21 protein-coding genes are annotated in these 22,534 nt (G+C 53.3%); 10 read left to right on the top strand and 11 right to left on the bottom strand.

Going from position 1 to position 22,534, the window contains the following annotated elements; all coding sequences use genetic code 11:
- Window positions 1-46: 46 nt before the first annotated feature.
- Complete coding sequence (locus tag EKN38_RS13235) at window positions 47-958, top strand: LysR family transcriptional regulator (RefSeq protein ID WP_014831966.1); 912 nt, start codon at window positions 47-49, stop codon at window positions 956-958.
- Here EKN38_RS13235 and EKN38_RS13230 read toward each other — a convergent pair.
- Together EKN38_RS13230 and EKN38_RS13225 are read right to left on the bottom strand one after the other, a co-directional pair.
- Window positions 926-2,383 (bottom strand): Cu(+)/Ag(+) sensor histidine kinase, encoded by a 1,458-nt coding sequence (locus tag EKN38_RS13230; protein WP_014831965.1) that lies wholly within the window; start codon window positions 2,381-2,383, stop codon window positions 926-928. The two genes, EKN38_RS13235 and EKN38_RS13230, sit on opposite strands and share 33 nt — an antisense overlap.
- On the bottom strand, window positions 2,373-3,056 hold the full coding sequence (locus EKN38_RS13225) for a copper/silver response regulator transcription factor (protein WP_014831964.1): 684 nt from the start codon (window positions 3,054-3,056) through the stop codon (window positions 2,373-2,375). The genes EKN38_RS13230 and EKN38_RS13225 overlap by 11 nt, the downstream gene beginning before the upstream one ends.
- Window positions 3,057-3,218: 162 nt before the next feature.
- Here EKN38_RS13225 and EKN38_RS13220 point away from each other — a divergent pair, with 162 nt between their 5' ends.
- From EKN38_RS13220 to silA, 4 genes are read left to right on the top strand one after another with little or no spacing between them, the layout of a single operon-like run.
- Window positions 3,219-4,604: an efflux transporter outer membrane subunit gene (locus tag EKN38_RS13220; RefSeq protein WP_014831963.1), complete on the top strand. Its 1,386-nt coding sequence runs from the start codon at window positions 3,219-3,221 to the stop codon at window positions 4,602-4,604.
- A 27-nt stretch (window positions 4,605-4,631) separates the two neighbouring features.
- The gene (cusF, locus tag EKN38_RS13215; protein ID WP_014831962.1) at window positions 4,632-4,973 is read left to right on the top strand and encodes a cation efflux system protein CusF; all 342 of its coding nucleotides are present in this window, start codon (window positions 4,632-4,634) and stop codon (window positions 4,971-4,973) included.
- An 11-nt stretch (window positions 4,974-4,984) separates the two neighbouring features.
- The gene (locus tag EKN38_RS13210) at window positions 4,985-6,226 is read left to right on the top strand and encodes an efflux RND transporter periplasmic adaptor subunit (RefSeq protein WP_043951630.1); all 1,242 of its coding nucleotides are present in this window, start codon (window positions 4,985-4,987) and stop codon (window positions 6,224-6,226) included.
- Between the two features lie 10 nt (window positions 6,227-6,236).
- A complete protein-coding gene (gene silA, locus EKN38_RS13205) occupies window positions 6,237-9,377 on the top strand; it encodes a Cu(+)/Ag(+) efflux RND transporter permease subunit SilA (RefSeq protein ID WP_014831960.1) in 3,141 nt (1,046 codons plus the stop codon).
- A 43-nt stretch (window positions 9,378-9,420) separates the two neighbouring features.
- On the opposite strand, the gene EKN38_RS13200 is transcribed toward silA, so the two are convergent.
- Complete coding sequence (locus EKN38_RS13200) at window positions 9,421-9,990, bottom strand: hypothetical protein (RefSeq protein WP_043951769.1); 570 nt, start codon at window positions 9,988-9,990, stop codon at window positions 9,421-9,423.
- Window positions 9,991-10,036: 46 nt separating this feature from the next.
- Window positions 10,037-10,951: an AraC family transcriptional regulator gene (locus EKN38_RS13195; protein WP_014831958.1), complete on the bottom strand. Its 915-nt coding sequence runs from the start codon at window positions 10,949-10,951 to the stop codon at window positions 10,037-10,039.
- A gap of 211 nt (window positions 10,952-11,162) precedes the next feature.
- On the opposite strand from EKN38_RS13195, the gene EKN38_RS13190 reads away from it, so the two are divergent.
- Window positions 11,163-12,242, top strand: coding sequence for an alpha/beta hydrolase (locus EKN38_RS13190; RefSeq protein WP_185812849.1), 1,080 nt, complete (start codon window positions 11,163-11,165; stop codon window positions 12,240-12,242).
- A 114-nt stretch (window positions 12,243-12,356) separates the two neighbouring features.
- On the top strand, window positions 12,357-12,731 hold the full coding sequence (locus EKN38_RS13185) for a DUF2255 family protein (RefSeq protein ID WP_043951768.1): 375 nt from the start codon (window positions 12,357-12,359) through the stop codon (window positions 12,729-12,731).
- A gap of 339 nt (window positions 12,732-13,070) precedes the next feature.
- Here EKN38_RS13185 and EKN38_RS13180 read toward each other — a convergent pair whose 3' ends face one another.
- From EKN38_RS13180 to EKN38_RS13155, 6 genes are all read right to left on the bottom strand, one after another.
- A complete protein-coding gene (locus EKN38_RS13180) occupies window positions 13,071-13,874 on the bottom strand; it encodes a carboxymuconolactone decarboxylase family protein (RefSeq protein ID WP_014831955.1) in 804 nt (267 codons plus the stop codon).
- 15 nt (window positions 13,875-13,889) lie between these two features.
- On the bottom strand, window positions 13,890-14,585 hold the full coding sequence (locus EKN38_RS13175; protein ID WP_043951629.1) for a putative quinol monooxygenase: 696 nt from the start codon (window positions 14,583-14,585) through the stop codon (window positions 13,890-13,892).
- A 183-nt stretch (window positions 14,586-14,768) separates the two neighbouring features.
- Window positions 14,769-15,803 carry an amidohydrolase family protein gene (locus EKN38_RS13170; protein ID WP_126522228.1) on the bottom strand — a complete coding sequence of 345 codons (1,035 nt, stop codon included), beginning with the start codon at window positions 15,801-15,803 and terminating at the stop codon, window positions 14,769-14,771.
- Between the two features lie 102 nt (window positions 15,804-15,905).
- The gene (locus EKN38_RS13165) at window positions 15,906-16,853 is read right to left on the bottom strand and encodes an aldo/keto reductase (RefSeq protein ID WP_014831952.1); all 948 of its coding nucleotides are present in this window, start codon (window positions 16,851-16,853) and stop codon (window positions 15,906-15,908) included.
- Between the two features lie 84 nt (window positions 16,854-16,937).
- Window positions 16,938-17,627: a type 1 glutamine amidotransferase domain-containing protein gene (locus tag EKN38_RS13160; protein ID WP_014831951.1), complete on the bottom strand. Its 690-nt coding sequence runs from the start codon at window positions 17,625-17,627 to the stop codon at window positions 16,938-16,940.
- A gap of 8 nt (window positions 17,628-17,635) precedes the next feature.
- The gene (locus EKN38_RS13155; protein WP_014831950.1) at window positions 17,636-17,944 is read right to left on the bottom strand and encodes a hypothetical protein; all 309 of its coding nucleotides are present in this window, start codon (window positions 17,942-17,944) and stop codon (window positions 17,636-17,638) included.
- A gap of 139 nt (window positions 17,945-18,083) precedes the next feature.
- Between EKN38_RS13155 and EKN38_RS13150 the strand changes: the two genes are divergently transcribed.
- Window positions 18,084-18,983 (top strand): LysR substrate-binding domain-containing protein, encoded by a 900-nt coding sequence (locus EKN38_RS13150; RefSeq protein WP_014831949.1) that lies wholly within the window; start codon window positions 18,084-18,086, stop codon window positions 18,981-18,983.
- Window positions 18,984-19,019: 36 nt separating this feature from the next.
- On the opposite strand, the gene EKN38_RS13145 is transcribed toward EKN38_RS13150, so the two are convergent.
- Complete coding sequence (locus EKN38_RS13145; protein ID WP_014831948.1) at window positions 19,020-19,928, bottom strand: LysR family transcriptional regulator; 909 nt, start codon at window positions 19,926-19,928, stop codon at window positions 19,020-19,022.
- Between the two features lie 212 nt (window positions 19,929-20,140).
- On the opposite strand from EKN38_RS13145, the gene EKN38_RS13140 reads away from it, so the two are divergent.
- Together EKN38_RS13140 and EKN38_RS13135 are read left to right on the top strand one after the other, a co-directional pair.
- On the top strand, window positions 20,141-21,127 hold the full coding sequence (locus tag EKN38_RS13140; RefSeq protein WP_014831947.1) for an aldo/keto reductase: 987 nt from the start codon (window positions 20,141-20,143) through the stop codon (window positions 21,125-21,127).
- A gap of 46 nt (window positions 21,128-21,173) precedes the next feature.
- Window positions 21,174-22,355: an aldo/keto reductase gene (locus EKN38_RS13135; protein WP_043951767.1), complete on the top strand. Its 1,182-nt coding sequence runs from the start codon at window positions 21,174-21,176 to the stop codon at window positions 22,353-22,355.
- Window positions 22,356-22,534 lie beyond the last annotated feature (179 nt).

The raw sequence follows: 22,534 nt of genomic DNA, 5'->3' as shown, positions 1-22,534 counted from the left end.
CTTTGCACTTATTTGTTGCATGAAACGCCTTATATGAGGAGTCACCGTGACCGATCCTGATTTCAATTTACTTGTCGCGCTTGACATCCTGCTGGCTGAAGCCAGCGTGGCGGGGGCGGCGCGGCGTCTTAATCTCAGCACCTCAGCCATGAGCCGCACGCTGAGCAGGCTTCGTGAGGTCACCGGCGATCCGATTCTGGTGCGGGCCGGGCGTCAGATGGTACTGACACCGTGGGCCGAAGCCACCCGGGATCGCGCCCGGCATGCGCTGCATGAGGCAAGGGCGGTGCTGCAGCCTTCAACGGACACGTTCCGGGCAGAAAATCTTGAACGGGTGTTTACCGTCAGAGCCAATGATGGCTTTGTGGTGGCGTTTGGCCCGTTGCTGATTGCGGCCGTTGCGGAAGCGGCGCCGGATGTCTGTATTCGCTTTGCCCCGAAACCGGAGAAAACGTCGCGTTATCTGCGGGAAGGACTGGTTGACCTGGAAATTGGTGTGCAGAGCAACATGGGGCCCGAAATTCGTCTGCAGCGGCTGTTTGAAGACCATTTCGTGGGCGCGGTACGCAAAGGGCATCCGCTGGCAGTGCTGCCAACAGTCAGCCTTGAGGATTATGTCGCCTGGGGTCATGTGGTGACCGCCCCGAACGGATCATCACACGGTTTTGTTGATGATGCCCTGGCCGCGCGGGGGATGAAACGCAAAATCGCCAGCGTGGTGCCCGGTTTTCCGACTGCGTTATCCGTGGCGCTGGCGTCCGATCTGATTGCGATGGTCCCGGCGTTGTATCTGCTCAATCAACCGATGAGCGAGAATGTGCACATCTTTGAACTGCCATTTCCCCCCCGCACCATTACCGTTTCACAGATGTGGCACCCGCGAATGGAACAGGATCCGGGCCACCGGTGGCTCAGAGAGAAGGTGCTAGCGGTGTGCCATCAGTCGCGGCACCGATAATATAAAACGGTTCGACACGGCATCGGATTCCACACGCACGTTGCCGTGATGCGCGGTGATGATGGATTTCACAATCGCCAGGCCGATCCCGCTGCCTTCGCCTTTTCGCTGTCTGGACGGATCCACCCGGTAAAAGCGGTCGAACAGCCGGGGCAAATGCGCTTCAGGAATAGGCTTGCCGGGGTTGGCAACGATCAGCTCGCACGCATTTTCCTTTTCGCTTACCGACACGGTCACCGTTTCTCCTTCCGGCGTATAGCGCAGGGCATTGGAGAGCAGGTTATTGATGGCTCTTCGGAACATCTGCGGATCGCCGTCTATCAGGCAGGGTGTGCCGTTAAAACGCAGCGTGATATGGCGTTCTTCCGCCCAGGCTTCGAAGAAATCAAAGACTTTCATCACCTCCGCGCTCAAATCAAAGGTTACCCGATCAGGGACCAGCTGATTATTATCCGCCTGGGCCAGGAACAGCATATCGCTGACCATGCGGGTCATCCGGTTGTACTCTTCAAGGCTGGAGTACAGCACATCCTCCAGCTCTTTCGGCGAGCGGTTCTGGCTTAACGCAATTTCCGTTTGCGTTACCAGATTGGTGATCGGGGTTCTGATCTCATGGGCGATATCGGCAGAGAAATTTGCCTGACGGGTAAAGACATCCTCAATTTTTTCAATCATGTGGTTAAACGAGATCACCAGCTGTTCCAGCTCAACCGGCACCCGCGACGGCTCAAGCCTCGCATCCAGATTCTCTGAGGTGATATTTTTTATCGCATTGCTGACGTTACGCAGGGGCAGGTGTCCCTGACGAACCGCGATGCGAATTAGCAGAATAATCAGCAGGCTGATCGCCACCGCGATGGCAATCAGGTTCTTTTTCAGCGCCTCGAGGTAGTGAAGATGAAAATTAATGGAGAGGCCGATCAGCATGACATAGTGTTGTTCTTTTCCCTGCAATGTCGCCGTGCCGGAAGAGGCGATAATCCGGTACGTTTCCATCTTCATCTCGGACCCGGCGTGCATCGCCTTGCCAGCATCCTCCACCGTCCAGAGAAAGACATCCTGCGCGCGGCGATGGGCGCTGAAATCCGCGGTATTCACCGCTGGCCGGATGGCCTCGCCCTGAGAGCTGAAGAGCACATTGCCACGGGGATCGAGCAGCAGGACGGCAACGTTGCGGTAGCTGGCCAGCGACTCTTTGATTTTGCTGATTTTCTTTTCATCCGGATCCGCGGGCGACTGCAGTATGCGGTGCATGGCGCGGCTGATTTGTTGCAGATCGCTGATATCCTGCTCGGCAAAGTGCTTTTCAACGGAGTGGAGCATAAACCAGGTAAACGCGAAAAAAGCCAGAATGGTGGAGAGGCTGATAAAGAACGTCAGGCGCAGAGCCAGGGAGAAAGGGCGTCTGGCGGGCTTACTGTGCATCCGGAACCTCCAGCATATAGCCCACGCCGCGCACCGTCTGGATCAGCTTCGGTTCATAATCGTTGTCGATTTTGGCGCGTAACCGCTTCACCGCAACGTCAATCGCGTTGGTGTCGCTGTCGAAATTCATGTCCCAGACCTGCGCAGCAATCAGCGAGCGGGGCAGCACTTCGCCCTGATGGCGAACAAAAAACTCCAGCAGGCTGAACTCTTTGCTGGTGAGCAGAATGCGGTTTCCGGCGCGGTTTACCTTTCGTGATACGAGGTCGATGCTCAGATCTGCCACCGTAAACTGGCTCTCGGCGATCACCGTATTGCCGCGTCGTAACAGCGTTCTGACCCGGGCGAGCAGCTCAGCAAAGGCAAAGGGCTTAACCAGGTAATCATCCGCCCCCAGTTCCAGACCTTTCACCCGGTGTTCAATGGTGCCGAGAGCCGACAGCAACAGGACCGGCATTCCCTTTCCGGCAGAGCGGAGCATGCGGATGATATCCCAGCCGTTCACATCGGGAAGCATGATATCCAGAATCAACAGGTCATAATCGGCGGTCATGGCGAGATGGTAGCCGGTCAGGCCGTTGTCAGCGCGATCCACCACAAAGCCCGCTTCCGTAAGCCCTTTGCTGAGGTACTCACCGGTTTTAATTTCGTCTTCAACAATCAATATTTTCATCACGCTTCCCCGACTGGCTGCTCAGCACATTCTATTGCACCCGCGACCGTTAACAATGACTTACGCCATAAATGACAACATTGTCATTATCCTGTCACCCGTCAAACAGGACGCGTTCAGTAGAGTAGCCCTAAAAATACTCTGGAATTCATCTGAACCGTTATGTTCCTGTTAAAACGACTAAGCATCACTACGGTATTTATCCTGGCAGGATGCGTCTCGCTGGCCCCTGAATACCAGCGCCCGGCGTCACCGGTACCCCAGCAGTTTTCGCTCTCGCGTAACAGCCTGACGCCTGTGGAAGGCCTGTATCAGGACACCGGCTGGCGCAACTTCTTCGTCGATCCGCAAATCGCGGGATTGATTACAGAGGCCCTGAAGAACAACCGCGATATAAAAATGGCCGCGCTGAAGGTTGAAGAGGCCCGTACGCAGTTCAACGTGACGGATGCGGATCGTTATCCTCAGCTGAACGCCTCCGCGGACATCACTTACAGCGGGGGGCTAAAGAGTGACAAGCCCACCTCACAGCAGTACGACGCGGGACTTTCGCTTAGCTACGAACTCGACTTTTTCGGCAAGCTAAAGAACATGAGCGATGCCGACCGACAAAACTTTTTCGCCAGCGAAGAAGCCCGTCGTGCCGTGCATATTTTGCTTGTCGCTAATGTGTCCCAGAGCTATTTCAACCAACAACTGGCCTACAAACAGCTGCGTATCGCGCGCGATACGCTGTCAAATTATCAGCAGTCTTACGCCTTCGTTGAGCAACAGCTGGTGACGGGAAGCACGAACGTGCTGGCGCTGGAACAGGCCCGGGGGCAGATCGAAAGCACCCGGGCAGAAATTGCCAAAAGAGAGGGGGAGCTGGCACAGGCCAATAATGCCCTGCAACTGGTCCTCGGAACGTATCGCGCGGTACCGGGCGACAGCGGAATGAACGCCAGCGATATTGCGCCGGTAACGCTACCGCCCCATCTTTCATCGGCAATATTGCTGCAGCGCCCGGATATTATGGAGGCGGAGTATCAGCTTAAAGCGGCCGATGCGAATATTGGCGCGGCGCGCGCGGCCTTTTTCCCGTCCATCTCCCTGACCAGTGGGCTTTCAACGGGCAGCACGGAATTATCTGGCCTCTTCACGTCCGGCAGCGGCATGTGGAACGTTATTCCCAAAATAGACATTCCCATTTTTAATGCGGGCAGGAATAAAGCCAACCTGAAGCTGGCCGAAATTCGCCAGCAGCAGTCGGTTGTGAATTACGAACAAAAAATTCAGTCCGCCTTTATACAGGTCGCCGACGCGCTCGCGCTGCGGGACAGCCTCAGCCAGCAGCTTGCTGCGCAACAGCGGTATCTTGATTCGCTAAACATCACCCTGCAGCGTGCCAGAGGGTTATATACCCGCGGTGCGGTCAGTTATATCGAAGTATTAGACGCGGAACGTGCGCTGTTTTCCACGCAACAAAACATTCTCGACCTTATTTATGCCCGACAGGTTAATGAAATTAATCTCTTCACCGCGCTGGGCGGCGGTTGGGTCGAATAACCTCAGTTAACTCAACAGGAAAATAATATGCGTAATTCAATGAAGGCCGTTGTATTCGGTGCGATCTCCATGATGTTTTCTGCCGGCCTGCAGGCCGAGGTTCATCAGCATGCAGAGATGAGTACTGCCAGCGAAGGGGCCACAGAGCAGGTTGTCTCCGGGACTGGCATCGTGAAGGACATTGATCTCACAAACAAAAAGGTCACGATTGCTCATGAAGCCATCCCGGAAATTGGCTGGCCCGCCATGACCATGCGTTTCACCTTTACTGACGCAGACGAAAGCATTAAGGCCGTAAAAGTCGGCAACCGCGTGAAATTTTCTTTTGTGCAGCAGGGCAATATCTCTTTACTCAAGAGCATTAAATAGCGAGACACGGCATGGCATCGTTAAAGGTTAAATATGCTGCAATGATGATCGGCAGCCTTCTCGCGGGAGGGCTGATTGCAGTGACGGCGTGGCAGTATATTTATGCTGCAGAAAAAACAGAAAATACCCCGCCGGAACGAAAGGTGCTTTTCTGGTATGACCCGATGAAGCCCGACGTTAAATTCGATAAGCCCGGTAAATCGCCGTTTATGGATATGGATCTGGTGCCGAAATACGCGGATGAAAATGACGATAAAAGCGGTGCCGGTATCCGTATTGATCCGACGCAGGTTCAGAACCTGGGATTAAAAACGCAAAAAGTCACCCGCGGCACGCTGAATTATGCCCAGACTATCCCGGCCAACGTCAGTTATAACGAATATCAGTTTGTTATCGTGCAGGCGCGCTCCGAAGGCTTTGTGGAGAAGGTGTATCCCCTGACGACAGGCGATCGTGTAAAGAAAGGCACGCCGCTCATCGACATCACCATTCCGGAGTGGGTGGAAGCGCAGAGTGAGTTCCTCCTGTTGTCCGGAACCGGTGGCACGCCCACGCAGCTGAAAGGGGTGCTTGAACGGCTTCGTCTGGCAGGCATGCCGGAAGCGGATATTCAGAGGTTACGCTCGACCCGCACGGTCCAGACCCGGTTTACCATCAACGCGCCGATTGACGGGGTGATCACCGCGTTTGACCTGCGTAACGGAATGAATATTTCGAAAGATAAGGTCGTGGCACAGATTCAGGGGATGGATCCGGTGTGGATCAGCGCGGCCATACCTGAATCCATCGCGTATCTGCTGAAAGACGCCTCGCAGTTTGCCATTTCGGTCCCGGCGTATCCGGACACATCGTTTCACGTTGAAAAATGGAACATTTTGCCAAGCGTCGATCCTGCCACCCGTACGCTGCAGGTTCGCTTGCAGGTTTCCAACAAAGATGAACGGCTTAAGCCGGGTATGAATGCGTATCTGAAGCTGAACACCCAAAGTCAGGAGATGCTGTTGATCCCCTCCCAGGCCGTTATCGACACGGGTAAAGAACAGCGGGTCATCACCGTTGATGCGGAGGGCCGGTTTGTGCCGAAGCGGATCCACGTTCTGCACGAATCGCAGCAGCAGTCCGGCGTGGGTACCGGCCTGAACGAAGGGGAGTCGGTAGTGGTCAGCGGTCTGTTCCTGATTGATTCCGAAGCCAATATTACCGGTGCGCTGGAGCGTATGCGTCAGCCTGAAAAGAGTCATTCAGGTCATTGAGGTGACGACGATGATTGCATGGATTATCCGGCGCGCCGTCGCCAACCGTTTCCTGGTGATGATGGGCGCGCTGTTTCTGAGCGTCTGGGGAACATGGACCATCATCAATACGCCGGTGGATGCCTTACCCGATCTGTCTGATGTTCAGGTGATCATTAAAACCAGCTACCCCGGCCAGGCGCCGCAAATTGTCGAAAACCAGGTGACGTATCCGCTCACCACCACCATGCTGTCGGTGCCGGGTGCGAAGACCGTGCGCGGGTTTTCACAGTTTGGTGACTCCTATGTGTACGTCATTTTTGAAGACGGGACCGATCTCTACTGGGCCCGCTCGCGCGTACTGGAATATCTCAATCAGGTTCAGGGGAAACTGCCTGCCGGCGTCAGTTCGGAAATAGGGCCAGATGCCACAGGTGTGGGCTGGATCTTTGAATATGCGCTGGTGGATCGCAGCGGAAAACACGACCTGTCCGAACTGCGTTCCCTGCAGGACTGGTTCCTGAAATTTGAGCTGAAAACCATCCCGAACGTGGCAGAAGTGGCCTCGGTCGGTGGGGTGGTGAAGCAGTATCAGATCCAGATCAATCCGCTGAAACTGGCGCAATACGGCATCAGTCTGGCAGACGTTAAGCAGGCCCTGGGATCGTCTAATCAGGAAGCAGGGGGGGCATCGGTCGAAATGGCGGAAGCAGAGTATATGGTCCGGGCCAGCGGCTATCTGCAGACCATTGATGATTTCAATAACATCGTCCTGAAAACCAACGAGAACGGGGTTCCGGTTTATCTGCGAGATGTTGCCCGCGTCCAAATCGGGCCGGAAATGCGGCGCGGAATTGCCGAGCTTAACGGGCAGGGAGAGGTCGCGGGCGGCGTGGTGATCCTGCGTTCGGGTAAAAACGCGCGTGAAGTGATTACCGCGGTAAAAGATAAACTGGAGACGCTGAAGGCCAGCCTGCCGGAAGGTGTTGAGATTGTTACCACGTACGATCGCAGCCAGCTGATTGACCGGGCCATCGATAACCTGAGTTATAAACTGCTGGAAGAGTTTATTGTGGTGGCCATCGTCTGCGCGCTGTTCCTCTGGCATGTCCGCTCTGCGCTGGTGGCGATTATCTCGCTGCCGCTAGGCCTGTGTATTGCCTTTATCGTCATGCATTTCCAGGGGCTGAACGCCAATATAATGTCTCTGGGAGGAATTGCCATTGCCGTGGGGGCGATGGTGGATGCCGCCATCGTGATGATTGAAAACGCGCATAAACGGCTGGAGGAGTGGGATCATCAGCACCCTGGCGAGCAGATAGATAACGCGACCCGCTGGAAGGTCATCACCAACGCCTCCGTTGAAGTAGGCCCCGCGCTGTTTATCAGCCTGCTGATCATCACCTTATCGTTCATCCCTATTTTTACCCTCGAAGGTCAGGAAGGGCGTCTGTTTGGTCCGCTGGCGTTCACCAAAACGTACGCGATGGCAGGTGCAGCCGCGCTGGCCATTATCGTCATTCCCATTCTGATGGGCTTCTGGATCCGGGGGAAAATTCCCGCCGAGAGCAGTAACCCGCTGAACCGGCTGCTGATTAAAGCCTATCATCCGCTGCTGCTGCGGGTGCTTCACTGGCCAAAAACAACCTTGCTGGTGGCGGCCTTGTCGATCTTCACGGTTGCCTGGCCACTGAGTCAGGTGGGCGGCGAATTCCTGCCGAAGATAAATGAGGGCGATCTGCTGTATATGCCGTCAACGCTGCCGGGCGTTTCTCCGGCTGAAGCGGCTGCGCTGTTGCAGACCACTGACAAGCTCATCAAAACCGTGCCTGAAGTGGCCTCTGTGTTTGGCAAGACCGGTAAGGCAGAGACTGCAACGGACCCCGCACCGCTTGAAATGGTGGAAACCACCATTCAGCTGAAACCCGAGGATCAGTGGCGGCCCGGGATGACGATTGACAAGATTATTGACGAACTCGATAAAACCGTCCGCCTGCCGGGTCTGGCTAACCTTTGGGTGCCACCAATCCGTAACCGCATCGACATGCTTTCCACCGGGATTAAAAGCCCAATCGGCATCAAGGTGTCAGGCACCGTTCTGGCGGATATCGACGCCACGGCGCAGAGCATTGAAGTGGTCGCCAAAACCGTACCCGGCGTGGTGTCTGCTCTGGCAGAGCGACTGGAAGGTGGGCGCTACATTGATGTGGATATTAATCGTGAAAAAGCGTCCCGCTACGGTATGACGGTGGGGGATGTGCAGCTGTTCGTCTCCTCCGCCATTGGTGGCGAGACGGTAGGGGAAACGGTCGAGGGCGTGGCCCGGTACCCGATTAATATCCGTTATCCTCAGGACTACCGGAACAGCCCGCAGGCACTGAAAGAGATGCCGATCCTGACCCCGATGAAGCAGCAAATCACGCTGGGGGATGTGGCGGATATTCGTGTCGTTTCTGGTCCGACGATGCTGAAAACGGAAAATGCCCGGCCAACCAGCTGGATCTATATTGATGCCCGCGGCAGGGATATGGTGTCGGTGGTTAGTGACCTTAAGACGGCCATCAGCCAGAACGTGAAGCTGAGACCGGGAACCAGCGTGTCGTTCTCCGGCCAGTTTGAATTGCTGGAACACGCAAATAAGAAACTGAAGCTGATGGTGCCGATGACGGTGATGATCATTTTCATTCTGCTGTATCTGGCATTCCGACGCGTTGACGAAGCCTTGCTGATCCTGATGAGTCTGCCGTTCGCTCTGGTCGGGGGGATCTGGTTCCTGTACTGGCAGGGCTTCCATATGTCTGTCGCCACCGGCACCGGATTTATTGCCCTGGCCGGGGTGGCCGCCGAGTTTGGCGTGGTGATGCTGATGTATCTGCGCCATGCCATCGAAGCGAACCCGGCCTTATCCCGACGGGAGACATTCACCGCACAAGCGTTGGATGACGCGTTGTACCATGGCGCGGTTCTGCGTGTCCGACCCAAGGCGATGACGGTGGCGGTCATTATTGCGGGTCTGTTGCCTATTCTCTGGGGGACCGGCGCGGGTTCTGAAGTGATGAGCCGGATCGCCGCACCGATGATTGGCGGGATGATCACCGCGCCGCTGCTGTCGCTGTTTATCATTCCGGCGGCGTATAAGCTTATCTGGTTGCGCAGGTATAAAAAGCAATAAAGAAATCCCGCCGGTAGCGGCGGGATTTTTATGGAATAAATGTCTAACTCGTCTGGCTGATAAGCTTGCGCCAGACTCTGTTATGCAAAGTAAATAGCAGCATCTTATAGAAAGCGGTAGAGAAGATACAACTGCCGCTAAGCCCAAGCATGACAATACTCACCAGCGCTGCGGTCAGGCTGACGCCCGGAGAAGAACTACCGCTCAGCGCGGCCAGCAGATAGGCTGCCGTTAATACCAGGCTTAGCACCGCCAGCGTAAGATGTAACCGCACGGCGCGCATGCTACCTTTGCCAATCATAAACATCGTCACGCCGTTAATGCCGGCGAACAGCAGGGCGACCAGCACAACCCACACGAATACGCGTTCGGCCGGCTGGCCGAGTGCGGCGAGTACGCCATACCCCAGCCACAGCTGCGGAATGGCGAAACTGACAATTACCCCGAGCGTACTGACCGCCGCTGGAATACCCATGGTATGTAGCCCCACAGGCTTACCCATTTCATCGGCCAGCTGCGTCTTCAGCTGCTGCAGCTGTGTCGGGGCGGCATGGTTTATGCTGGCGGCCACCTCGTTACAGCGTTGCAGGCGACGGGATATTCTTTTAATCATATGAATAATCAACGTTTCAGCCTGTTTCCATGGAAGCAACAAATGATTAAATTTCACCGGCAGACTTTCTCAGCACGGTAATATCCCTCTTAGGCGACTCACCAAACATCCGCGTATATTCCCGGCTGAAATGGGATAAGCTTTCGTAACCGACAGCATAGGCCGCTGTGGTGACATCGTAATGCTCATTCAGCATGAGTCGTCTGGCTTCATTGAGGCGCAGCCATTTCTGATACTGGAGCGGACTCATTCCCGCAAGCTGCCTGAAATGTCGGTGGAAAGAGGGCGTGCTCATCTGAACCCGACTCGCCAGCTCCTCGATGCGTAAAGGCGAAGCAATATGGGTCTTTAACCAGTCGATAGCTTTACCGATACGGTAGCCATGGCCGTCTACTGCTGCAATCTGTCTGAGATGATCGGACCGATCGCTCATTAAAAGCCGGTAATGTATCTCCCGTTGAATCAGCGGGCTGAGAACAGGAATGGCTTCAGGCTCGTCAAGCAATGAAAGCAGGCGGCAGAAAGGCTCAAGCAAAACATCTGTCATGGTTCCTATACCGACACCTGTTCCCGCATCACGTTTTTTCACTGGCGGCAGGCCGCCCTGCGTAATTAATTCCATCAGCACGCGTTGGTCAAGTTTATAGGCTATGCCGACGCACGGCCGAGATGCTGATGCGTGTAACACTTCCGAACTGGCTGGTAAGTCGAGAGAAGTGATCAGGAATTTTTTTGCATTATAGGTATAAGGTTCGCCTCCAACCCACATTATCTTCTCGCCGTCAGCCACCAGAACGATACTCGGTGGAACCAGGCAGCTCACCGGAGGAGCAGGTTCGTTCCGCCGGAATAATTCCAGCCCTTCGACAGCGGTGGGAAAATCACCGGTATCGGGCGTGCGCTGAGCAATATTCCGCGAGAGTTCGTCGAGTCGTTTCTCAACCGACTTGTTTGAAATCATTCTGTAACGCCTCACATTTGTTGCGTCTATGCAACCCCGTCAACTTACCTGTTATTAATACTCAAATATACGGTTTGGCCTCAGGTTAATAGGATCGGGCAAATAATGCAGAGTATTTTAATAACATATTTCTTTAATGATATTCAAAATAGCAACAACGCAACCCGTACCGAATTCGGTTTCTGAAAATTTAATGTAAGGTTTTGATATCATGACGCTAAATTCTTCAACTCGTTTTTTTAATGGTGCACTCCTTGCCGGTGCGATGGCTCTGATTTCAACAGAATCTGCGGTTGCCCAGCCTGCACCAGGCACAGCAGACTCTTCGGCGCGTCTGGTTCAGACGTGGGATAAAACCTTCCCAAGGAGCGACAAAGTGGATCATCAAAAAGTAACGTTTAAAAACCGTTACGGCATTACGCTTGCGGCAGATGTGTATCTTCCTAAAGATCGCGGGAACAAGAAGCTTGCTGCGCTTGTGATTTCCGGGCCTTTTGGCGCGGTAAAAGAGCAGGCCTCTGGTCTCTATGCTCAGACCTTAGCCGAGCGCGGATTCGTGACGCTGGCTTTTGATCCGTCTTATACCGGTGAAAGCAGTGGGGAGCCCCGCAATATCGCGTCACCTGATATCAATACCGAAGACTTTATGGCCGCAGTCGATTTTATTGGACTGCAACCTTATGTGGAACGTGAACGTATCGGTGTCATCGGTATCTGCGGTATGGGGGGGATTGCCCTGAACGCTGCTGCCGTGGATAAACGCGTAAAAGCGGTCGTTGCCAGCACCATGTATGATATGAGTCGCGTGATGTCGAAAGGCTACAATGACAGCGTAACACCGGCACAACGCGAGCAGGCACTCGAGAAGATGAGCCTTCAGCGCTGGGAAGATGCGGCAAAAGGGAAACCGGCCTACCAGCCAGCTTACAATAAACTGAAGGGTGGGGAAGCACAGTTCCTCGTGGACTATGCGGACTACTACATGACCAAACGCGGATATCATCCACGAGCAGTTAACTCTGGCAATTCATGGTCAGTGACAACGCCGATGGCTTTTATGAATTTCCCGCTAATGACCTATATTAAGGAAATTTCTCCGCGCCCAATCCTGTTCATCCATGGCGAAAAAGCGCATTCGCTTTACTTCTCCAGAACGGCATATGAAGCGGCAAATCAGCCAAAAGAGCTTCTGATTATTAAAGATGCCACGCATGTCGATTTATATGATCGTATGGACAAGATCCCGTTCGATAACATCACTGCATTTTTCAACAAAAATCTTAATGAGTAAGCCATAGCACCGTCCGGTGTTTTCAGATGCAGTGTCTCTGCGAGAAAAGACAGACACTGCTCTCCTGGCTGTTACCAGGAGGAAAAATAACCGCCCATGAAAGAGGAGAGTTTTATGCTCTGGAATCCTGAATTATTAGCAAGAATAGATGCGGCTGACGACCTGAAAATCGCTCCGTATCATCCCGACATGAATACGACCGGTACGCCGACATGGATTTGGGAAGTGAAGGTGGATAATCGACTCTTCGTCCGAGCCTATAGTGGTACCCGTTCAAAATGGTATCAGGCTGCATTGTCTCAGCAGGCGGGTAAGATACTGGCTAACGGACAGGAATTCGACGTACTGTTCGCAAAACCATCAGACCCTGAGCTTGAAAGTAAAATTGATCAGGCTTACCAGAAAAAGTACTCCGGCAGCAGCTATGTTTCCGCAATGATAGGGACACGCGCGAAAGCGGCAACGATTGAGATTTTACCTTTAAGTTAACCCCTTAACATAATGCCGGCATACGAAATAGGATGGGGTGCTTAACCCCATGGTTTTATGAGAACCGACCTGGTTCATGAAGTAAGTAATCAGTTAATGAGATTTAACTATTCTGGGTTTGAGGAATATACGTAATTTACTTCAGCACCAGAAACAGTATAACTAACTGTTTTAAATGGATATTAATTAAATGGCGATTCAAACTCACAGTTATGAACTCAGTTTTGGGTCATAACTGTGTTAAACGCTGTCCCTAAATCACTCGATGTTACGCCTGTTGGTTCATGAACTGTTCGTTCTAATTTTGTGATGTGCGTCAGGTTTTAGTGTTCAGTAATATTACCTTTTACTTGATGAGCGATTGCTTAATACCTCTCCGATAACAGGAGCAGCGGTGAATGCGTTTGGCCAGCCAGCGTAAAACGCGGCTTGGGTAACGATCTCCCCAGCTTCCTCAGCAGAAAGTCCATTATCCATCGCTCTGTTGAGGTGATAGCCAATCTGCGCACTCTGTCCGGATGCGATTAACGCGCTGACCGTAATCAGGCTTCTGTCGCGGGGTTTCAGTGCAGGTCTTTGCCAGAGATCCAGGAACAGGGGGTCAGCAGTAAATTTAACCAGGCCTGGAGATATTGGGCCAACATTTTTTTCCACTGTCTCTGAACGCTGCTTTTCTGCTTGCTGATTGAGAGGAAGCAGGTCCGGAGAAGCGTCAGGAAGTGCATCTGCCGTGACGCCACGAGATTCAAATACTGCTTTGGTCACGCTGACGGCTGACATGGCATTTGGCCAACCTGAGTAGAACGCCAGATGGGTAATGATTTCTGATAATTCCGCTGGCGTCACGCCGCTATCGAGAGCGACGTCGATATAGTGCTTAAGCTCGGCAGGCTGGTTGCGGGCAATCAGCATGGCGACGGTCACCACACTACGATCCCTGGGTGAGAGGGCGTCGCGTGCCCACAGATCTTCAGTAATCGCTTCTCGACCAAAGCGCGCAAGAGCCGGTGAGACGGAACGAATATCAGCTTCCGAAATTGTTGAAGGTTCAATTTTCATCATCGCTTTACCTCTTGTTTCCTCAGCAGTAGCAAAATCAGAAATAACAAGCGACATGGCCGCCGCTGCAATTACGCTTTTCATGTTAATCCTCACTGGTCAACGGTGCGGATCCTGTTTGATTCCGCTTTTGTTACGAAGAAATACCGGTTTTACCGGGATAGCGTTCTTACTGACGCTCATATGCGCCGTTTGCCTGAGATAGTCACGGAAGTGTGGCGTTTGTCGGTGCAGTTGATACGCTTCCTCACTGGCGTAAATCTCATAGAAATACCAGCGGTTCGGAGTCTGTGAGTCTGTAGCGGCATACATCGCTAATACGCCTTTCTCTACTTTGAGCGATTCCGCCATTTCGGGCAGGACGATGTTTTTAAATTCGGTCTGAAATTCAGGCTTTACCTCGACGATCACCAGATTATTAATGGTTCGCTCATCCGGTATGATGTGTTTGTCCCCCAGAAATTGGGGCTCCAGAGTGATTTTATTTTTCTGATCGATAATGTCAGGTGCCCGGTCAGCGAATGCCTTGTACGGCTCGGCATCCAGATGTTTACGGTAGGCCACCTCGTTTTCATAAAGCTCGACCATGTATGTCTGACGTGGAATGTCGCTGCGGTGCAGGGCGTACATCGCCAGCGTACCTGCTTCATGATCAACCGAAGCGGAAATCGTCTGTCTGGCTACGTCTGCAAAATCTTTGTCCCGATCGGGCCTGACGCCGAGCTCAAAGATATTCATCACTCGCTTATCCGGCGCGTCCAGTTTTGTTGCAAAGACAGGGCTGCTTATCAGCATGCAAATTGAAAGCATAAGAGTCTTTTTCACGATGATCCTTTTACTGAAATGGCTGTTTAAGACGTTCTATATATAGAGTGACACCATTATTTTTTTTAGAGCAGTAAAGGCTCATTCACTTTTAGACAAAAACTAATAATGGTCGACGGATTTCATTGTGCCCGGTCATCAGGAGCCCGTGAACTACGCCGTGATGCCCAGTAAACGTTCTGCATTGCGAAACGCAATGGCCTCTTTTTCCGCCTTGTTGACGGGCAGACTGTCGATAAATGTTTTTACACCGTCCAGGGTCTGATAGGGGTAATCAACGGAGAACAGGATCCTGTCTGCCCCCATTAATGCGTAGATAAACTGGAAGTGCGGCAGTGTCAGCATACCTGACGGGGTAACGTAAACGTGTTCCTTGAAGGTTCTCGTTAGCGTGCGTGACAGACCCGTTGCAGCCAGCGGAAGGCTGTCATCAAGACGCTGCAGCCAGAAGGGCAGCATCTCCCCCCAGTGGCCACTGATTACCTGCAGGTGGGGATATTTATCAAATGCGCCCGATAACATCAGCCGTAACAAATGGATCCCGGCTTCGTGATGCCAGCCCCAGCCAAACATAGAGAGCCGGGCGTTGACCTCTGCGCTGAAGCCCGTGAAGTAGGCCTGTTGCACGCTTTTAACTGGTAATCCGGGATGAAGATAGAGTGGCACATTCAGTTTATTAAAGCGGGAAAGCAGGGAGTCATAGGCAGGATGATCGAGAAAGCATGAAGAGGGTCGGCCATTCAGAAGTGCCCCCTTAAACCCCAGTTTTTCAACTGCGCGGACAAGCTCTTTTTCAGCCTCTTCCGGCTGTGCCCAGGGAAGTGTGGCAAATGCCGCGAAGCGATCCGGGTGATTTCTTACCGCCCCGGCAAGGCGGTCGTTTGCCGCCGTATTTAATGTTACCGCTTTATCACCGGGAGCCAACTGGGGGAATCCGCCCACAGAGAGGATCTGCAGGGTAATTCCAGCCTCATCCATATCCCTGAGGCGGCGGCTTCCCAAATCAGCGCCTTTCGCGTTTATCAGCGCATTCTTTTCTATCTGCGGCCGGCTTCGGTCAGAATTATGACCATCAGCGACGGTTTTCCCCCAGTCGCCAAGGAAAGGTGCCTGCTCAAGCGCAACAGGCATACACGCTCGCCCTAACTCGCTGTCGAGATAATGTTCTTCGAGGCAAATGATTTTCATATTCTCACCCTTCATACAAAGCAGTAAAAGTGATGCAGATTAGGATCGCCCGGAACAGCCCGTTCGTGAGTGTCATTCATGACAGTCTGTCCCGGACGGGGTTTACACCATCGGTTTTTCCCAGGCGCCTCGTGTATCCACTCTGGTCTCTGTGGCGAGTTGTTCCAGCAGGATGATTTCCTCATCGCGTAACTGGATGTCTGAAGCGCAGGCGGCGTCCAGAACGTGATGGACTTTAGTCGCACCAACGAGGGGAAGGGTACCTTTAGCAATAGCCCATGCGATGGCTATCTGTGCCACGCTGGCATTCCTTTCGGCTCCCATTTTTTTCATGGCGGCGGTTAATCTTTCTATCTGCGGCAGTACTGCGTTATAACTTTCGGCCCGGCCACTCCCGGCAGGCATGGGATGATTTGAATCATAACGACCACTGAGCGCGCCTTGCTCCAGGACCATGTAAGCAAAGAACGTGATGTTATTTTGTCGGCAGTAATCAAGGATCCCGGCCTCTTCAGAGGCGCGATAAAGCAGGCTGTAATGATTCTGTACTGCACTGAGGGAATAACCGGAAGCGTTAAGGATTTCGTTGGCGCGTCTGATTTGTGCCAGATTGTGGTTAGAAACACCTACGCGTTTTACCTTACCGCTTTGTAAAAGTGGGATCAGTCCTGGCGTCCATTTCTCAACGTCGAGGGGATTGTGGATCCAGTAGATATCAATCGCGTCCACGCCCAGGCGTCCGAGGCTGGCCTCAAGCATATCGCTGACAGGCTGTGCTGACTGTTCGTTCGCAATCTGCGGCGTGAATTTGGTGGATAAAATCATATCCTCGCGGGGGAACTGACGGACTAATGCTCCCAGCGCTGCCTCGGAACTCCCCATGCCATATACTGCTGCGGTATCCCAGAGATTGAGACCCTTACTCATGGCCGTGGTGAACACGTCTGCCATCTGAGTATCAGAAAGATGATTGCCGAAGACGGTGTCGCCACCGGCGAAGCCTGTGCCCCAGGACCATGTGCCGAGCGCGACTGAAGGAAGAGATTTCATATTCAGCTCCTGAAAAAAGGCCGGAACGTTGCTGACGTAAACCGGCCAAAGAGGGTGAGTAACGATGAAAGACAGATGAATGAATTAAGTTGGCTGGCGGAGGGCATTTAACAGCGCCACACCGACACCGTGCGCTGAAGCGGGATTCTGCCCCGTGATAAGGCGACCGTCAGTAACCACATTTTCAGACCAGTTCGGGGCTTCATGATGAAGCGCGCCATGCTCGCGGAGTGCAGTCTCAAGCAGGTAGGGAACCACATCTGTGGTGTGAACTTCTTCCTCTTCCTTGTTGGTAAAGGCCGCCACGTTTTTGCCTTTCACCAGGTATTCGCCGCTGCTGAGCTTTGCGTCAACCAGTGCCGCAGGTCCGTGGCAGACGGCTGAGACAATCCCGTCACTTTCATACACTTCGCGGATAATACGCTGGGCATCCTGGCTGTCGCGGAAATCCCACATGGTTCCATGCCCGCCCGCAAAGAAAACGGCGCTGTAATCGGAACCGTTCAGCTCAGATAACGCAGGCGTTGTGGCCAGGCGCTGCTGAAAATCGGTTTCGTTCCAGAACCAGGCGTTGACAGGGTCACTGAGGTCAAATCCATCCACCGGCGGCTGTCCCCCGCGAATGCTGGCTATCGTCGTTTTTAGTCCGGCATCTTCCAGTACTTTCAGCGGATGCGTCAGCTCAGCAAGGAAAAAACCGGTTGGTACACCGGATGCGCCTTTAATCGGATGGCTGGAAACGACACACAGCACGGGTTTATCGGCAGGTTTCATATCGGGCCTCACTCTTTATTTTTAAATTCAGCGGCAAAGAGATTTTCCCAGTTAATAAAGGAGCCAAGCGGAATGCACTCAAAGCTTAATAAGCCTGCTTTTGCCAGCGGGAATTCGGCCATTACGTTCATCGCTTCATCGACAGAGTCACATTCAAGAAAAATAGCGACGCCAGGTCTGTCCTGACGGAAGTAAATGTCGCGGATGAAGCCGGATTTATACAATCCCCAGGCGTGCAGCGCTTCAGCGTTAAGGTGTGGAGCATATTTTTCCAGCGATGCTCCAGGTGCGGGGATATCCAGACATAAAATTCGCATCATATTCTCCTGAACTCAGGTCGTTGTAGAAAGAGATAAAAGTATAAGAGGCGAATTTCACGAAGATTAGAGGGGCATTGACTTAAGCATCTTTAGCCTGTACTTAATAATCAGGCGGAGATTGTTTTAGGAACACATTATGAATAACGCCCTGTATAATCAGATACGCATTTTTCAGAGCATTGCACGTGAGGGCAATATTTCGGCAGCCGCAAGAAAACTGGAAATTACGCCTCCCTCCGTCAGCAATGCGCTTAAATTGCTGGAAGAGCATATTGGCCATCCGCTTTTTGTGCGTACGACCCGCCGTATTGAGCTGACGGAAACCGGGCAGCTGTTGCTGGAACAGACCGCCGCGGCGGTGGAGTCGCTGGAAAATTCGCTTGAAAGCATTCGCGACCAGAATCAGGAGCCCTCTGGTGTGGTGAGAATTACGCTATCGCGTTTTGCCTATCTGTTAATTCTCAAGCCTGCAATGGCGGCATTCTGTCAGCAATACCCGGGTATACAGCTGGAAATTTCGGTTTACGACGGTACCGTGAATATCATCGAAGAGCGTTTTGATCTTGGGATCCGTTTTGGCGATATCCTCGAGGGTGGGGTGGTGGCGCGACCGTTAATGAAATCCTTTCGTGAAGGGTTATATGCATCCTCAGCCTATATTAGCGAGCATGGAACGCCTGAGGTGCCGTCAGACCTCAGTCAACACAAGCTGATTGGCTACCGTTTTATTACTAACAACCGCATCCTTCCATTGATCCTGAACGACCGCGGAGAGCAGTTGACGGTTGAGATGCCCGGGCAGTTAATCAGCAACGATATCGACGTTATGGCTGACGGGATCCGTAACGGGCTGGGAATTGGACGCCTGTTTGAACCCATCTGGCAGTTACAGCCCGACAGGGAGCACTTTATCCCCGTGATGGAGAGTTACTGGAAAACCTACCCGCCGGTCTATCTCTATTACCCTAAAAATGCGGGTAAAACGAAAAGAGTGAAGGCCCTGATTGATTTTCTGATATCCGCTACGGGGCGATAAAGACGATAACGCATCGTCCCGTATGGAAGCGCTATTTCACAACCCCAGCGGCCTGGCCTCCTGTATGAACTCAATCAGAAGGCGAAGCCCGGTCGGCAGTTGCCGGCGGCTTGAATAATAGATATAAAAACCTTCCTCCAGCGGGGACCATTCCGTAAGCACCAGGCGGAGCCGTCCATCCTTCACATAGGGTGCAACAAGAGGCTCCGGAAAATACATCAGGCCGGCTCCACCTAATACGGCCACAAGACCCGTTTCAGCCTGGTTGACCGTGACTGAGCCAGGCACTGTGATTTGGTACGTTTCGCCATCTCGCTCAAGTTCCCAGCGATAAATCCGATCGTCGCCGAGGCGATTGCTAATACAGCGATGGTGCAATAAATCATCCGGATGTTCAGGCGTTCCGTAGCGTTCAAGGTAGTCGGGGGATGCTGCGATAACCCATCGAATATCGGCAGATAAACGCCGGGCAACCATGTCTTCCGGGACGGTGCCACCATAGCGGATACCGGCATCGAAGCCCGCATCAGTGACGTCAACCATACGGTTGCTGGCCACAATATCGATTTCAATATCGGGATAGCGATCCATAAAAGCGGGCATGACCGGCGCAAGCAAAAGATTGGCCGCTTCAACGGCAGCATTGATGCGGATACGTCCGGTAGGGGTATTACGATACCGGTTAAGCGATTCAAGCGCGCCTTCTATCTTGTCGAAAGGCTGAAGGACAGACTGAACCAGTTCTTCACCTGCAGCCGTAGGGGTAACGCTCTTGGTCGTGCGATTAAGGAGGCGAACCCCGAGCCTTGTTTCCAGTCCCTTCAGGGCATGACTAAGCGCTGATGCACTGACACCTAATTCAATCGCCGCACGGCTGAAACTGCGATGACGTGCAATAGCCATGAAATAAATGAGATCGGCGACATCAGCTCTGCTTATTTGCATACAGAATCGTTTTCCTTGTGCGTTAAGGCCCGAATGCGTTGATACGGAAATGATATACACCATAGACCGACCAGGGCTAATCCGTTGCTGAATTTATTTCACAAGTCCATCCACTCATCGCCTCTCACTGAACACGTTGTGCTTCGTTATTCTTGAAAATTATGCGCTCTGGCCGTCGGTCAGGGCGGAATATTCACCTAACGGAGCCGTGTATGAACTATACGCATCTTGGCCGCACCGGCCTGAAAGTCAGCCGCCTTTGTCTCGGAACCATGAATTTTGGTGACGTCACCGACGAGAAAACCAGCGCCCGCATTCTGGATGAAGCGCTTGAGGCGGGTATCAATTTCATTGATACAGCAGACGTGTATGGCACCGAGCAATCACCCGATATCCAGCAAGGTTCGGGGCTGTCTGAAGAGATTATTGGTCGCTGGCTCCAGCAGGGGGGCCGCCGTGACCGTATCGTTCTGGCGACGAAAGCCTATCAGCCTATGGGACCGGGTCCGAACGATCGCCGTCTTTCTGCTTACCATATTCGCAAGGCCTGCGAGGACAGTTTGCGACGGCTTAAGACCGACCATATTGACATCTATCAGATGCATCACATCGATCGCTATACACCATGGGAAGAGGTCTGGCAGGCCATGGAGCTCCTTGTTCAGCAGGGAAAAGTGCTTTATATCGGTAGCAGCAATTTCGCAGGCTGGGACATTGCGACTGCGCAGTCAGTGGCCACGGCCCGCCATTTCCTGGGCCTGGTTGCTGAGCAAAGTCTCTACAATCTGACTGCCCGAACTGTTGAGCTGGAGGTCATTCCCGCATGCCGTCATTTTGGCCTGGGACTGATTCCCTGGAGTCCACTTGCCGGAGGGTTGCTTGGCGGCGTACTGAAAAAGATGGCCAGCGGGCGCCGTGCGAGGCCCGCGTTTGCCCGTCTAATCGAACAGTATCGTCCGCAGCTGGAAGCCTACGAAGGATTATGTGAGGACCTCGGCGAAACCCCTTCCGATGTGGCGCTTGCGTGGCTCCTGCAGAATCCTGTCGTTACTGCGCCACTTATCGGGCCTCGTACGGTCGAGCAACTCCGGGAGGCGCTTCACGCAACGACAATCACGCTATCAGACGACACCATGAGCTGTCTCGACGAAATCTGGCCCGGACCCGGGGGAGAAGCGCCCCAGGCTTATGCCTGGTAATGACCAAATTAATGAATCCTTTCTTCGCTATAGGGAGTTCCAGTTTATGAGCAAGATGATGCATGACCAGCATTCTGCTTCCGTACCCGCTTCCCGGGATCGTCGCAATTTTCTGATCGCCGGCGCCGGTCTGGCGTTGGCCGCCACCACCCTTGGCAGGAGCGGAGCAGTGATGGCTAAACCGGCTGGTCAGGACACGTCGGGCGCCCCTTCGGGTGCTGTTCCCGTCCAGAAGGAGACCTTAATCACGCGTAAACTCGGCTCGCTGGAGGTTTCAAGCATGGGACTCGGGTGTCTGCCTATGGTGGGGTATTACGGCGGTGGTCCGCGCGATCGTAAAGCCATGGTTTCGCTCATCCGGGCCGCCTTCGAACAAGGCATCACGTTCTTTGATACTGCCGAGGTGTATGGCCCCCATCTCAGTGAAGAATTTGTCGGGGAAGCACTGGCCCCCGTTCGCGATCGTGTGGTGATTGCCACTAAGTTCGGTTTCGGCGTGGAGGAGGGGAAGCCAACCTCACTCAACAGCCATCCTGACCATATTCGCCGTGCCGTAGAGGGCTCGCTGAAGCGTCTGAAAACGGACCATATCGATCTTCTTTATCAGCATCGCCCCGATCCGAATGTGCCGATTGAGGATGTGGCGGAAACCGTGAAGGCGTTGATCCAGGAGGGTAAAGTGAAACACTGGGGATTGTCGGAAGCGAGTGCCAGGACAATCCGCCGCGCACATGCGGTACTCCCTGTGACTGCAGTACAGAGTGAGTATGCCATGTGGTGGCGTGAACCGGAGACGCGGATATTTCCAACGCTCGAAGAGCTGGGTATCGGCTTTGTACCTTACTGCCCGACCGCCCGGAGTTTCCTTGCCGGGGCAGTCAATCCAAGCCAGCGGTTCGACAGCACAGATCGGCGGCATAACCTGCCACGCTTCCAGCCCGATGCCCTGGCCAAAAACATGGTACTGCTTGAATTCGCGCAGTCGTGGGCCCGCCGCAAAAACACCACTCCGGTTCAGTTCGCGCTGGCCTGGGTGATGGCTCAGCGGCCATGGATAGTCCCCATCCCGGGTACGACGCAATATCCGCACCTGATAGAAAATAGCGGTGCACCGCAAGTCCGGTTGACGGACAGCGAGTTACGCGAAATCGATGCAGCGCTTGCCAGGATCCCATTGCAGGGCGGTCGCGCAGATCCGTTTACCGAAAGTCAGTTTGATAAAAGTTAAACGGTGATGGCCACCTTAGCGCCTGGTGGAGCGATGATTTTTCGAACGGGCGCATTCGCGTCTGCACCGCTTCCAATTTCACATTAGTGTCCGGGAATGATTGGCCTGAGAGACCCGGCAACGCCGGGCCAGGGGAGGGCATTAACAGTCCTGTATTGCTGAAGGCGGCGTGAGTGAAG

Source organism: Enterobacter sp. WCHEn045836, from assembly GCF_003965585.1.
Lineage (GTDB): Bacteria > Pseudomonadota > Gammaproteobacteria > Enterobacterales > Enterobacteriaceae > Enterobacter > Enterobacter dissolvens.
The sequence above is the reverse complement of the archived record's forward strand: the minus strand, read 5'-3'. Positions and strand labels throughout refer to the sequence as shown.